Below are 12,645 nucleotides of genomic sequence, written 5' to 3'. Positions count from 1 at the left end.
ACTCAGTCTCCTTGAATATCGGATTCAGATATTGGTTGTGGCTCTGCAATATTTTCGATTACCGTATAATGCAATGTAACTTTTAGTTGATCCGCCTCAACCTCTTTACTCAAAATCTTATCACTTACAATCATAGCATGTTCATCCAATTTTTTCTTTAGTTCTTTTTCTGCCATCTCTTTGGCTACTTTCATTGCTTGTTTTTCGGTATATTCTCGATTCGCTTCTTCCTCTTCTCGCACTATATCTTTTTCGTATGCAATCGGTAATGTAAAACCAAATAATTTCACATCGTGTTTTACACTTTCCATACGCGAACGTTTATACTTATCATGTTGAAATCCCCATATTTTTATTTTCGCACTTCCAAATTTAAGAAAATATTCATTATACGCATTACCAGTATATACTTGAAATTGTGTCTTCAGCGGGACATTCACATGCGATGTGTACCACGTTTCTCCATATACAATACCTTTCGCTGAAACAATCGTCGGACTCTCCTCATTACCATATATTCCTGATACGAGAAGCTGCCCCTTTTCTACATGATCATTTTTCAGGACGACTGGTTTTCCAACTTCAACAAACGTTTTTGTAACAATCGCTTCTTTTTTTGCCACTAAATTTTGTGCTTGTTGTTCTTTTTCTTTTTTCGGCTCATTTTTTTCAACAATTTTAAAATGGTATGTCGTTCCTCTTATTTCTAACCCCGCCCAAGTAATTGCATTAATATTATCTGTCAAATGACGCTGTACATCTTCTACACTAGGCATTTGAAACTGTAATTTCCCTTTTTTAATACCCATTTTGTCCAATTCTTTCATCAATATATATTCCGTTTCAGGTTTTGCTCCTGTAATTTCAATTTTCCAAACCATATTTGATAATGCAATCATACCAAAGAAGAAAATTAAAAACCCAATTAAGAATCCACTATTTTTAATTAAACGCTTATTCAAAAAAGGAAAACCGTAACGCCCAATAAAATATAATTTGCATTCATTTTTTCGATAAATTGGTTTTATTTTTTTCACATCTCGTAACAACATACAAAAAACTAACGTTTCATCAGCAATTTTCTTAACGTCCCAAACTAATAATTTTCTACGTACACATTCGTTAACGAACCGTTCCGCTCCTCTACCTTCAATTCGTACTTTTACATACCCAAGCCACTTTATAAACCATTTGTTTTTCATCTACTACCTTCACTACCTTTCTAAAAGTAGACACACTACTTTTCACGTTAATTAAAAATAGCTCGTACGAAAATGAAATACAGAGTTTTACCACCCCTAAATAAAGCGATAAACTGAATAGTAAAGTCGACTCACAAGAATAAAGAAGAAAAACTTCACATACGGAAGTTTCCCTCACTCTTCTTTCTTTTCGTTTTCTAAAAACGTCACTTGTTCAATTATCCCTTCAAGCAAAAGTTCTTCCGGAAGGATGGTTTTAATAACAAAGGATTTTCCCTTAATTAATAGCTGACCATGCTTTAACAACAACCTCACTTCTTTATCTGAAAATACTAATAAACCTCGATGATTTTCTATATAGATATGCACTTGCCCAACAAGCGTAATCCGAGGTAGATCCATTAGCACATCCACTGGCAGGTCTATTTGCTTCGTTAACCAATTCTTCATTTGTTCTAATTTTTTCATTTCAAAAGACCTCCTCTCATCCCATATGTATGAAAAAAGAGCTTGCAATATCACGTCCAAACTGAAAAAAAGCATAAAAAAACGTCTCATACGAAATGAGACGTTTTTTTATGCTAATAGCTGTATAACCAGCTTATTCACTAGCGATCCGTCTGTTTTACCTTTTACTTTCGGCATAACAGCAGTCATCACTTTACCCATATCTGCTTTAGATGTAGCACCAACTTCAGAAATAACTTGCTTAATTACATTCGCTAATTCTTCTTCCGTTAATTGCTCCGGCAAATATGCGCTTAAAATCTGAATTTCACTTTGCAGTTTATCAACAAGGTCTTCACGACCAGCTTTTTTAAATTCAAGGAGGGAGTCCTTATACTGTTTTACTTCACGAGCTAAAACTGTTAATTCCTCTTCATCAGTAAGAGTATGTTGCAGTTTAATGCTTTCATTTTGTAAAGCAGCCTTAACCATACGAATAACGGTTAATTTTTCTTTTTGTTTATTCTTCATCGCTTGTTTCATATCATCGTTTAAACGACCGAGAAGACTCATAACTTACACCCTCTCTTAGAATTTACGCTTTCTTGCCGCTTCAGATTTCTTCTTACGTTTTACACTTGGTTTTTCATAAAACTCGCGCTTTCTTGCTTCAGCAAGTGTACCAGTTTTAGAAACCGATCTTTTAAAACGGCGAAGTGCATCCTCCAAAGACTCGTTTTTACGAACGACTGTTTTTGACATTCTCTTTCCCTCCCTCCGAAACATCACACTTACATACTAACTTCAGCATGCAAAAAGAAACACTTCTTCAGCATGTCTTTTACGATTATAATACATTTTATCACTTCAGGTCAACTATTTGACAGAATAAAAGAAGAATAGATGCTCTTCCTTTTTAAAATAGCCGTTATCCTTTTCCCCTGAATACAACCATATTTTTATCATTACATCGTTTTTAATACAGAGTTGCACTAAAAAACTACTCACTTAACACATTATTTTTGTAAAAATTTAACTTCCCAACAAAAAAGAAAGCATGCAAACTGTCTCCATTTGCATGCTTTCCTATCCCACATTAACGGGCAGCCCGATTGGTGAAGGCTAATAATCAGCGGGGGCCCCACTGATTAAAGTTTCACTTTATGCGCTTGCTGATTCTTTTTTCACATCATCTTCAAGAATACGAACAAATTGCGCTTCGTTATATGGGTAACCAGCTTTCGTAATTTTCACTTTCACTAGTTTACCAATTAAGTCTTCGGATCCTTCAAATACAATTTTCAAGTAGTTATCTGTATAACCTACATATAACCCTTCACGGTCGCCATCTTTAAATTGCTCTTCTGGGATGATTTCAAGTACTTCGCCTTCGAACTGTGACGCATACTCTTTCGCTAACTGATTAGATAATTCAATTAAACGATGAACACGATCGTTCTTCACATCTTCAGGAACTTGATCTTCCATACGTGCTGCAGGTGTTCCTGTACGTTTTGAATAAGGGAACACGTGTAATTCAGAGAAGCGATTCTCTTTAATAAAATTGTATGTTTCCATGAATTCTTCTTCTGTTTCACCTGGGAAACCAACGATTACGTCTGATGTAATCGCAAGGCCTGGTAACGCTTCTTTCAAACGATCTAAACGCTCTTGGAAAAATTCCATCGTATATTTACGACGCATACGTTTTAGCACAGTATTAGATCCTGATTGCAACGGAATGTGCAAATGGCGTACAACTACTTCAGATTTATCTAACACTTCAATTACTTCATCTGAAATTTGACTCGCCTCAATAGAAGAAATACGAAGACGTTTTAATCCGTCTACTTCCGCTTCCATATCACGAAGCAATCCAGCTAAGTTATAATCTTTAATGTCTTCACCGTATCCACCTGTATGAATACCTGTTAATACGATTTCTTTATAGCCTGCATCTACTAATTGCTGCGCTTGTTTAATAACTTCTTTTCCATCACGAGAACGCATTAAACCACGCGCCCAAGGAATGATACAGAATGTACAGAAGTTATTGCAACCCTCTTGTATTTTTAAAGACGCACGTGTACGATCCGTGAAATAAGGTACATCAAGTTCTTCGTATACACGTGTTTTCATAATGTTGCGGACAGCATTAATTGGTTGACGCTCTTTGCGGAATTCTTCGATGTAACCTAACATCTTTTCACGATCCTGTGTACCAACTACAATATCTACACCTGGAATCGCCATAATTTCCGCTGGAGATGTTTGTGCATAACATCCCGTTACACAAATAACCGCATCTGGGTTTTGACGAACAGCACGTCTAATAACTTGACGGCTTTTCTTATCTCCCGTATTCGTTACTGTACATGTATTAATAACATATACATCAGCTTTCTTTTCATATTCAGTTCTTTCATATCCACCTTGTTTAAACAATTGCCAAATGGCTTCTGTTTCATAGTGGTTTACTTTACAACCTAACGTATGGAACGCAACAGTTGACATTGATCATCACCCCATCAATTCAAAATGATACGAAGCAGCACTTAGCGCATATAGCGGCGCTGTCTCTGTTCTTAAAATTCTCGGTCCTAAACTACATGGTACAAATTTATGTTCACGAAGCGCTGTAATCTCTTCCTCAGCTAAACCGCCTTCTGGGCCAAATACAATTAATAGTTTTTGGCCTGGTTTCATCGTCGTTAAAGCTTTCGCAAAATTAGATTTCTCTCCTTGTTTTGCTTCCTCTTCGTAAGCAACAAGACAAACATCATACTCACCACTCATTGAAAGCAATTGCTTAAATGATGCCGGAGCATGTACTTCTGGAATCTCACTTCTATGTGATTGTTCCGCAGCTTCTTTCACAATTTTTCTTAAACGCTCAACTTTTTTATCAGCTTTTTTCGCATCCCATTTTACGATAGAGCGAGATGCTTGAAATGGTAAGAATGCAGCCGCCCCAAGCTCAGTTCCTTTTTGGAAAATTAACTCTAGCTTGTCTCCTTTCGGCAGTCCACTTGCAATCGTGACGAACACAGGAAGTTCGCTTGACGCCTCTACCCATTCTACAATAGCCGTATTAATAAATTCACTGGTAATTTCATCAATTGAACATACGGCCGTTTTTCCGTTTACACAGCAATAAATGTGATCACCAGCTGACATACGCATCACTCTTGCAATATGATGTACGTCATCACCTACAATGCGAATACTTGTCTCATTTACATATTTCTCTTCTACAAAATAACGTTGCATATAATCACCTTAGTAGAGTTTCGTTCCTTTCGTAAGTCAACACTTACGAAAAGAACGAAACGTTATCATTTTTCATATAACAAACGGCAAGTCCCTCACCTTATAGTGAGAGACTCCCCTTTTCATTATAGACTAAAATCTATATTACGCATTTCGTGCAATAATTGCTACCCAATCTTCCATTCGTAACACTTCTTCAATTGTAAATCCAGCTTTTTCTAACGCTTCAGAAATCACTTTTTCTTTCGCAGCAATAATGCCCGATGTAATAAATAATCCGCCTGACTTCACAACTCGCGCTGCATCTTCAGGGAATAAAAGAATAATTTCTGCTAGTAAATTTGCTACGATTAAATCAACAGGACCTTCAATACCTTCTAAAAGACTATTTTGTCCAACAGACACAATGTCATCTGTTTTATTTAAACGCACATTCATTTCTGCACTTTCCACTGCAACTGGATCTAAATCATATGCTTGAACAGCAGACGCACCTAGTTTTGCCGCTGCAATACTAAGTACACCAGAACCTGTCCCTACATCAATGATAGTGTCACCTGGCTGAACTGTTTTTTCTAAAGCACGAATACACATTGTTGTTGTTGGATGCGTTCCTGTTCCAAACGCCATACCAGGATCTAATTCAATGATTTTTTCATCCGGAGAAGACGGTGTATACTCTTCCCACGTTGGCACAATTGTGAATGTATCAGAAATTTGTACTGGATGGTAATATTTTTTCCAAGCAGTAGCCCAATCTTCTTCATTGACTTCGTTAACGGTAATATTTCCAGTACCAATTTCGATGTCGTAAGATGGAAGCACATCAATAGATGATTTTACACCTGCAATCGTTTCATGTAAAGAATCCGTTTGCGGGAAGTATGCTTTTATTAATACACCCTCCGCCGGGTATTCATCTGGGTTCAATGCATAAATTTCACCATATTGTTGCTCGCGCTCTTTCGTCAATTCCGCTGGGTCCTCAATCGCAACTCCACTAGCACCAGCTTCATGTAAAATATGAGAGACAGCTTCTACTGCTTCTTCTGTTGTATGAATACTAATTTCTGACCATTTCACAATTTACCAACTCCATTTTTTATTTCCATTATTCCCCTTTGAAAGCACGTTTAAGCTTTCCGAATAAACTATCATCCTGCTCTTCTTGTCCTGCGAATTCACGTAATAAATCTTTTTGATGTGAAGTTAATTTCGTCGGTACAACAACACGAACAACTACATATTGATCTCCTTGACCATAACCACGTACGTTCGGAGCTCCTTTTCCTTTCAGGCGGAATTCTGTTCCTGTTTGTGTTCCTGCTGGAATTTTCAGCTTCACTTTACCATGAACAGTAGGAACTTCCACTTCCGCACCAAGTGCCATTTGTGCAAATGTTAATGGCATTTCGCAAATAATGTGATCTCCTTCACGCTCGAAGAATTCATGATTTTTTACATGAACGACAACATATAAATCTCCTGCTGGTCCGCCATTTACGCCCGCTTCACCTTTTCCAGATACACGTATTTGTTGACCGTTATCGATACCCGCTGGAATTTTAACGTTAATTTTTTTACGTTTACGCACTTTACCAGAACCGTGACATGTCGTACATTTTTCTTTAATCATTTGACCAGTTCCTGAACAATGACCACAAGCTTGACGGTTCACAATACGACCAAACGGTGTATTTTGTTCTACACTTACTTGCCCTGATCCTGAACAATGTTTACATGTTTCTTTTGAAGTTCCTGGTTTTGCTCCACTACCTTTACAAGTATCACATGGATCTTCTACTGGAATTTCGACATTTAGCTCTTTACCAAAAATAGCTTCTTCAAACTCTAAAGTAACTTGGTATTGTAAGTCATTACCTTGGCGCGGAGCATTTGGATCACGACGTCTACCGCCGCCACCACCAAAGAATGAACTAAAGATATCTTCAAAACCGAAGCCACCACCGAAGTCTCCTCCGCCGCCAAAGCCACCGAAACCTTGATTCGCACCGGCATGACCAAATTGATCGTACTGTGCACGCTTTTGATCATCGCTTAATACTTCGTATGCTTCTTGTACTTCTTTAAATTTTTCGATTGCATTTTCTTCTTTACTTACGTCTGGATGGTATTTTTTAGCCAAACGACGATACGCTTTTTTAATTTCATCTTTTGAAGCGCCCTTGCTAAGTCCAAGGACCTCATAATAGTCTCGTTTACTCATAAATTTGCAACCCCCGAATCTTTCACATAAACGTAATTTTAACACCGAAAGAAAGTGCTTTGCAACAAAGTTTCCTCACTTACAGTATGCAAAGTAAAAAACTTAAGATCCTCACACATTTCTCCTCATTCATGAAAAAAGCCAAAGCCAAGGCACGCTTGACTTTGACTTTTTGTCATCTTACTTATTTATATTACTTATCTTCTTTTACTTCTTCAAACTCAGCGTCTACTACATTGTCTTTCTTCGCGCCAGCATCTTGTGCTCCTTGTGCACCTTCTGCTTGCCCTGCAGCTGCTTGAGCTTGCTCGTATAATTTAACGCTTAGTTGTTGTACGATTTCTTGTAAAGCGTCTTTTTTCGCACGGATTTCATCAAGCTCGTTCTTCTCGATTGCCGCTTGTAATGCTTCTTTCGCTTCTGTTGCTTTCGCTACTTCAGCTGCATCTACTTTACCTTCTAAATCTTTTACAACTTTGTCAGTTTGGAATACAAGTTGGTCAGCTTCGTTACGAAGTTCAACTTCTTCCTTACGTTTTTGGTCAGCGTCAGCATTTGCTTCTGCTTCTTGTACCATACGATCTACTTCTTCATCAGAAAGACCTGAAGAAGATTGGATTGTAATAGCTTGCTCTTTGCTTGTTCCTAAGTCTTTTGCACGTACGTTAACGATACCGTTCGCATCAATATCGAATGTTACTTCGATTTGCGGGATACCACGTGGTGCTGGTGGAAGGTCTGTTAATTGGAAACGACCTAGCGTTTTGTTGTCAGCTGACATTGGACGCTCACCTTGTAATACGTGAATATCTACAGCTGGTTGGTTATCAGCAGCTGTTGAGAATACTTGTGACTTACTTGTTGGAATTGTAGTGTTACGCTCGATTAATTTCGTGAACACACCACCCATAGTTTCAATACCTAAAGAAAGTGGAGTTACGTCTAATAATAGTACGCCTTCTACATCACCAGTAAGTACGCCACCTTGAACTGCAGCACCTAATGCTACAACTTCATCAGGGTTTACACCTTTATATGGTTCTTTACCAGTTTCACGTTTAATAGCTTCTTGTACAGCTGGGATACGAGTAGATCCACCAACAAGGATAACTTTATCTAATTCGCTTGGAGCAAAACCAGCGTCTTTTAATGCACGACGAGTTGGCTCTAACGTTCTTTCAACAAGACCTGCTGAAAGCTCTTCGAATTTCGCTCTTGTTAACGTTAATTCTAAGTGTAATGGACCAGCAGCTCCAGCACTAATGAATGGTAATGAAATTTGTGTTTGTGTTACACCTGAAAGATCTTTTTTCGCTTTTTCAGCTGCATCTTTCAAACGTTGAAGTGCCATTTTATCTTGGCTTAAATCAATGTTATTTTCTTTTTTGAACTCAGCTACTAAGTGATCGATGATAACTTGGTCAAAGTCATCTCCACCAAGACGGTTGTCACCAGCAGTTGAAATAACTTCGAATGTTCCGTCTGCTAACTCAAGGATAGATACGTCAAATGTACCGCCACCTAAGTCATATACTAAGATTTTTTGTTCTTCATCTTGTTTTTCTAAACCGTAAGCAAGCGCTGCTGCTGTTGGCTCGTTAATAATACGCTCAACTTCTAAACCAGCGATACGACCAGCATCTTTTGTTGCTTGACGTTCTGCATCGTTGAAGTATGCAGGTACTGTAATAACAGCTTTCGTTACTGTTTCACCTAAGTATGCTTCAGCAGAAGCTTTTAGGTTTTGTAAAATGATTGCAGAAATTTCTTGAGGTGTATAATCTTTACCTTCAACTTCTACTTTGTAGTCTGTACCCATATGACGTTTAACAGACATGATTGTATTTGGGTTTGTAATTGCTTGACGCTTTGCAACTTCCCCAACTTGACGCTCTTCATTTTTGAAAGCTACAACAGAAGGTGTTGTACGGTTTCCTTCTGGATTTGGGATAACCTTTGGTTCTCCACCTTCCATAACAGCTACACAAGAGTTTGTTGTACCTAAGTCAATACCGATAATTTTACTCATGGCGAATCCTCCTACTTTTATGTAAATTATTGATTTACTTTTACCATTGATGGGCGAATCACACGGTCTTTTAGTTTATAACCTTTTTGGAATTCTTCAACTACCGCATTTGATTCAAATTCACTATCTTCCACTTGCATAATAGCTTGGTGTTCATTAGGATCAAACTGTTTACCAACAGCTTCAATCACTTCAACGCCTTCTTTAGTCAGCGCTTCTAGCAATTGACGATGTACCATTTCCATACCTTGTAACAAGGATTTCGTTTGCTCATCAGCTGCTTCCACTTGCATCGCTCTTTCAAAATTATCAAGAGCTGGCAAAATATCTGAAACTAGACTTTGTGCTCTATATTTTTCAGCAGCCTGTTTATCCATTTGGACACGGCGCTTATAATTTTCAAAATCAGCTTGTAGACGTAATGTGCGACCTTCCGTTTCCGTTAGTTTCGCTTGTAACTCATCTACTTTTTCTTGTAAAAGAGCAGCCTCACTTTTTTCTTCTACAGTTCCTTCACTGTTTTCTGTCGTGACAGCTTCTTCAACTTGCGCTTCTTTTACTTCTTCTACCACTTGTTCGTTACGCTCTTCCACAATATTCACCTCCTTAAAAGGTATTAGGTATCATGCTCAGCACAATTACCTAAGTATTATATATTACACACAGCAATGAAAGTTTCATTACTTGAGCGAATGTATTACTCTCATTTACTTTTTAAGTCCATCAGTAAATTGTCTCGTAAATAACTGTAACAAACTAATTACCCGAGAGTATTGCATTCTTGTCGGACCTAAAATAGCAATTGTTCCTAGTTGTTCTTCCCCGATTGAATATGTTGCAGAAATTAAACTACAATCTTCCATAGCCGTTGAAGAATTTTCCCTACCGATTTTCACTTGAATACCGACTTGTTTATGACGCAAAATGTCATAAAACTCGGCTTCATTATCAATCATCGTCAACAAGGATCTTACTTTGTGAATGTCATGGAACTCTGGCTGCGAAAGCATATTTGCTTTTCCTCCAAAGTATATCTTTTCCGATAAAGGAACTTGAAATGTACCATCTAACATTTTTACTGCACTATCGTAATTATGAACATACCCACGCAATACCGTAACAATCTCCTTAAAGATTTTATTATGGAGTTCCGACATTGGTACGCCCGATAGCTTTTCATTTAAAATATTAACCATTTTTTCTAAATCTGATAAATCAACAGATTCCGGAACGGTAATCGTTTTGCTTTGTACATGCCCTGTATCAGTTACAATAATAGCGACTGCAGTTTGACGATCAAGCGGCACAATTTGTACATTTTTAAGTTTATTTGTACTTAACTTCGGTCCAAGAACAATGGCCGTATAGTTCGTAAGCTCTGATAAAATTTGAGCAGATTGCTGTGCAATTTTTTCCGCTTCAAAAATTCTTTCAGCAAATAAATCTTTAATTTGTACAATTTCAGCGTTCGGTAAGTTTTGCGGCGCTAAAAGGTGATCTACATAAAATCGGTATCCCTTCTCAGAAGGAACACGCCCAGAAGAACTATGTGTCTTTTCAATAAAACCTAATTCTTCTAAATCAGCCATTTCATTTCGAATAGTAGCTGAGCTGAATGTAATTTCCTCTTTTTTAGCCAACGTTCTAGACCCAACAGGCTGCGCTGATCCAATAAAGTCATCAATAATTGTTTGTAAAATTAAGAGCTGACGTTCCGTAAGCATCTCATCATCACCTCTGTTAGCACTCTTTGTCTTCGAGTGCTAAATCTATTAATAACTTACCAAAATTGACATTCAATTGTCAACGGAAACGTCACGAAATAATGAAACTTTTTCACGTTTACGAAACATTTATTTAATCAATCAAAAACGACTGGAACACTTCATTCCCTAATAATTTTCCTTTTCGCGTTAAACGGACACATCCATCTCTCTCTTCAAGCAAGCCTTGTTCTTGATTACTTTGTAACTGCTTCGCGAAAACTTGATCCATCTCCACATTAAATTTATTTTGGAATGCCGTTTTAGAAACACCTTTTGTTTTTCGAAGCCCTAAGAACAACTCTTCTTCCATTCTTTCTTTCTCCGTCACTTCATGAACATCTAAATACGGAAATCCTGTTTCATCAATTTTATTGAAATATTGCTTCAGCGGACCTACATTTTGAATACGTTCCCCATTCACATAACTATGCGCTCCAGCTCCAAATCCATAATACTCTTCATTATTCCAGTATGTGAGATTATGTCTACTTTCATTATCACCTTTTGAGAAATTACTAATTTCATACTGGGTATAGCCGTGTTTCTCCATTTCATCCATTACCATTTCGTACATTTTCGCTTCATGATCTTCACCTGGAAGACGCAATTTCCCTTTGTTCATTAAATTATAAAAAACTGTTTTCGGTTCCACAATTAACGAATATGCTGAGAAGTGTTGTACACCAAGCGTAAACGCAATGTCTAATGTTTCCTTCACATCTTCTATTGTTTGTCCTGGCAACGCATAAATAATATCTACATTAATATTTTTAAAGCCTACTTCCTGCGCTTCTCGAATTGCTACAAACGCATCTTCCCTCGTATGCTTGCGCCCAATTTTCTCAAGCAGTTCATCACGAAATGTTTGTACACCAAAACTAATTCTGTTCACTCCACCTTCTAACAATACGTTTAACTTCTCTTTCGGTAAATCACCTGGATTCGCTTCAAATGTTAGTTCACAATTCGGAGCAAACGGACGTAAACGACGGTTAATAATATCGAGTAGTTTTTTTGTCTGTTCCATATTTAATGCTGTCGGAGTACCTCCGCCAACAAAAATCGTTTTCATACTATCAAACGGCACTTTTTGAACCGTGTTTATTATTTCCTTCTCTAAATACTCTAAATATTGATCAACCGGTTGGCGTTCAATAAACACTTTATTAAAATCACAATAGTGACAAATGTGCTGACAAAACGGAATATGAATATATGCAGCTTGCACCAAATATAACTCCTACCTTTCTAAAAAGAAAACCTCCGCACTCCGGAGGATTCTTTACTTCTCTAACGTATTACGAATTTGTTCCATTCGCATTTTTCCCCAATCATACATCATTTCAACGATTGGTAACAGTGACATGCCTAGTTCCGTCATATAATACTCAACGCGAGGAGGAATTTCAGGATACACTGTTCGATCAACAATCCCATCCTCCATTAACTCTTTTAATTGATTCGACAAAACTTTATGAGAAATGCTTGGGAACAATCGTTGTAATTCACTAAAACGATGAGGCCCTTCTACACCAAGATGCCACAGTATCACAACTTTCCACTTTCCACTAATAATAGAAAGCGTCAATTCCTTTTCACAATTAAAATTACCATTTTGTATTTTCTCGTGAATATCTTTTCGAATATTTTCGGACATTAATAATCTCCTAACTCTGTTGAACTAAAAAGCTCTCTCACTATTGT

General features: G+C 37.5%; 13 protein-coding genes. All 13 read right to left on the bottom strand.

The window, feature by feature from the left end; genetic code table 11:
* Window positions 1-2 precede the first annotated feature (2 nt).
* Entirely contained in the window at window positions 3-1,202 is a 1,200-nt protein-coding gene (gene yqfD, locus ACQKNI_RS19615; RefSeq protein WP_088230883.1) for a sporulation protein YqfD, read from the bottom strand.
* 174 nt (window positions 1,203-1,376) lie between these two features.
* A complete protein-coding gene (gene yqfC / locus ACQKNI_RS19610) occupies window positions 1,377-1,670 on the bottom strand; it encodes a sporulation protein YqfC (RefSeq protein WP_000732263.1) in 294 nt (97 codons plus the stop codon).
* Window positions 1,671-1,778: 108 nt separating this feature from the next.
* Window positions 1,779-2,222 carry a GatB/YqeY domain-containing protein gene (locus ACQKNI_RS19605; protein ID WP_000054584.1) on the bottom strand — a complete coding sequence of 148 codons (444 nt, stop codon included), beginning with the start codon at window positions 2,220-2,222 and terminating at the stop codon, window positions 1,779-1,781.
* A gap of 15 nt (window positions 2,223-2,237) precedes the next feature.
* Complete coding sequence (gene rpsU, locus ACQKNI_RS19600) at window positions 2,238-2,411, bottom strand: 30S ribosomal protein S21 (RefSeq protein WP_000048061.1); 174 nt, start codon at window positions 2,409-2,411, stop codon at window positions 2,238-2,240.
* Between the two features lie 399 nt (window positions 2,412-2,810).
* Entirely contained in the window at window positions 2,811-4,163 is a 1,353-nt protein-coding gene (mtaB, locus tag ACQKNI_RS19595) for a tRNA (N(6)-L-threonylcarbamoyladenosine(37)-C(2))-methylthiotransferase MtaB (RefSeq protein WP_098252978.1), read from the bottom strand.
* A 6-nt stretch (window positions 4,164-4,169) separates the two neighbouring features.
* Entirely contained in the window at window positions 4,170-4,919 is a 750-nt protein-coding gene (locus ACQKNI_RS19590) for a 16S rRNA (uracil(1498)-N(3))-methyltransferase (RefSeq protein WP_001190159.1), read from the bottom strand.
* 144 nt (window positions 4,920-5,063) lie between these two features.
* Window positions 5,064-6,002 carry a 50S ribosomal protein L11 methyltransferase gene (gene prmA, locus ACQKNI_RS19585; protein WP_088230881.1) on the bottom strand — a complete coding sequence of 313 codons (939 nt, stop codon included), beginning with the start codon at window positions 6,000-6,002 and terminating at the stop codon, window positions 5,064-5,066.
* Window positions 6,003-6,030: 28 nt separating this feature from the next.
* Complete coding sequence (gene dnaJ / locus ACQKNI_RS19580; protein WP_088230880.1) at window positions 6,031-7,146, bottom strand: chaperone protein DnaJ; 1,116 nt, start codon at window positions 7,144-7,146, stop codon at window positions 6,031-6,033.
* Window positions 7,147-7,339: 193 nt separating this feature from the next.
* Window positions 7,340-9,175, bottom strand: coding sequence for a chaperone protein DnaK (gene dnaK / locus ACQKNI_RS19575; RefSeq protein WP_088230879.1), 1,836 nt, complete (start codon window positions 9,173-9,175; stop codon window positions 7,340-7,342).
* Between the two features lie 26 nt (window positions 9,176-9,201).
* Entirely contained in the window at window positions 9,202-9,768 is a 567-nt protein-coding gene (gene grpE / locus ACQKNI_RS19570) for a nucleotide exchange factor GrpE (RefSeq protein ID WP_088230878.1), read from the bottom strand.
* 114 nt (window positions 9,769-9,882) lie between these two features.
* Window positions 9,883-10,899: a heat-inducible transcriptional repressor HrcA gene (gene hrcA / locus ACQKNI_RS19565; RefSeq protein ID WP_088230877.1), complete on the bottom strand. Its 1,017-nt coding sequence runs from the start codon at window positions 10,897-10,899 to the stop codon at window positions 9,883-9,885.
* Window positions 10,900-11,032: 133 nt separating this feature from the next.
* A complete protein-coding gene (hemW, locus tag ACQKNI_RS19560; protein WP_088230876.1) occupies window positions 11,033-12,172 on the bottom strand; it encodes a radical SAM family heme chaperone HemW in 1,140 nt (379 codons plus the stop codon).
* Window positions 12,173-12,223: 51 nt separating this feature from the next.
* Window positions 12,224-12,598, bottom strand: a complete 375-nt coding sequence (locus ACQKNI_RS19555; protein ID WP_001293536.1) for a winged helix-turn-helix transcriptional regulator — start codon at window positions 12,596-12,598, stop codon at window positions 12,224-12,226.
* Between the last annotated feature and the right edge of the window lie 47 nt (window positions 12,599-12,645).

This window comes from Bacillus sp. NPDC094064, from assembly GCF_050279585.1.
GTDB lineage: Bacteria > Bacillota > Bacilli > Bacillales > Bacillaceae_G > Bacillus_A.
Note: the sequence above shows the minus strand (reverse complement) of the source record. Positions and strands in the feature narration are given on the sequence as shown.

Coding starts and splice junctions, on each gene's coding strand:
- yqfD (WP_088230883.1), bottom strand. CDS start 1,202: ATGAAAAACAAATGGTTTATAAAGTGGCTTGGGTATGTAAAAGTACGA.
- yqfC (WP_000732263.1), bottom strand. CDS start 1,670: ATGAAAAAATTAGAACAAATGAAGAATTGGTTAACGAAGCAAATAGAC.
- ACQKNI_RS19605 (WP_000054584.1), bottom strand. CDS start 2,222: ATGAGTCTTCTCGGTCGTTTAAACGATGATATGAAACAAGCGATGAAG.
- rpsU (WP_000048061.1), bottom strand. CDS start 2,411: ATGTCAAAAACAGTCGTTCGTAAAAACGAGTCTTTGGAGGATGCACTT.
- mtaB (WP_098252978.1), bottom strand. CDS start 4,163: ATGTCAACTGTTGCGTTCCATACGTTAGGTTGTAAAGTAAACCACTAT.
- ACQKNI_RS19590 (WP_001190159.1), bottom strand. CDS start 4,919: ATGCAACGTTATTTTGTAGAAGAGAAATATGTAAATGAGACAAGTATT.
- dnaJ (WP_088230880.1), bottom strand. CDS start 7,146: ATGAGTAAACGAGACTATTATGAGGTCCTTGGACTTAGCAAGGGCGCT.
- dnaK (WP_088230879.1), bottom strand. CDS start 9,175: ATGAGTAAAATTATCGGTATTGACTTAGGTACAACAAACTCTTGTGTA.
- hrcA (WP_088230877.1), bottom strand. CDS start 10,899: ATGCTTACGGAACGTCAGCTCTTAATTTTACAAACAATTATTGATGAC.
- ACQKNI_RS19555 (WP_001293536.1), bottom strand. CDS start 12,598: ATGTCCGAAAATATTCGAAAAGATATTCACGAGAAAATACAAAATGGT.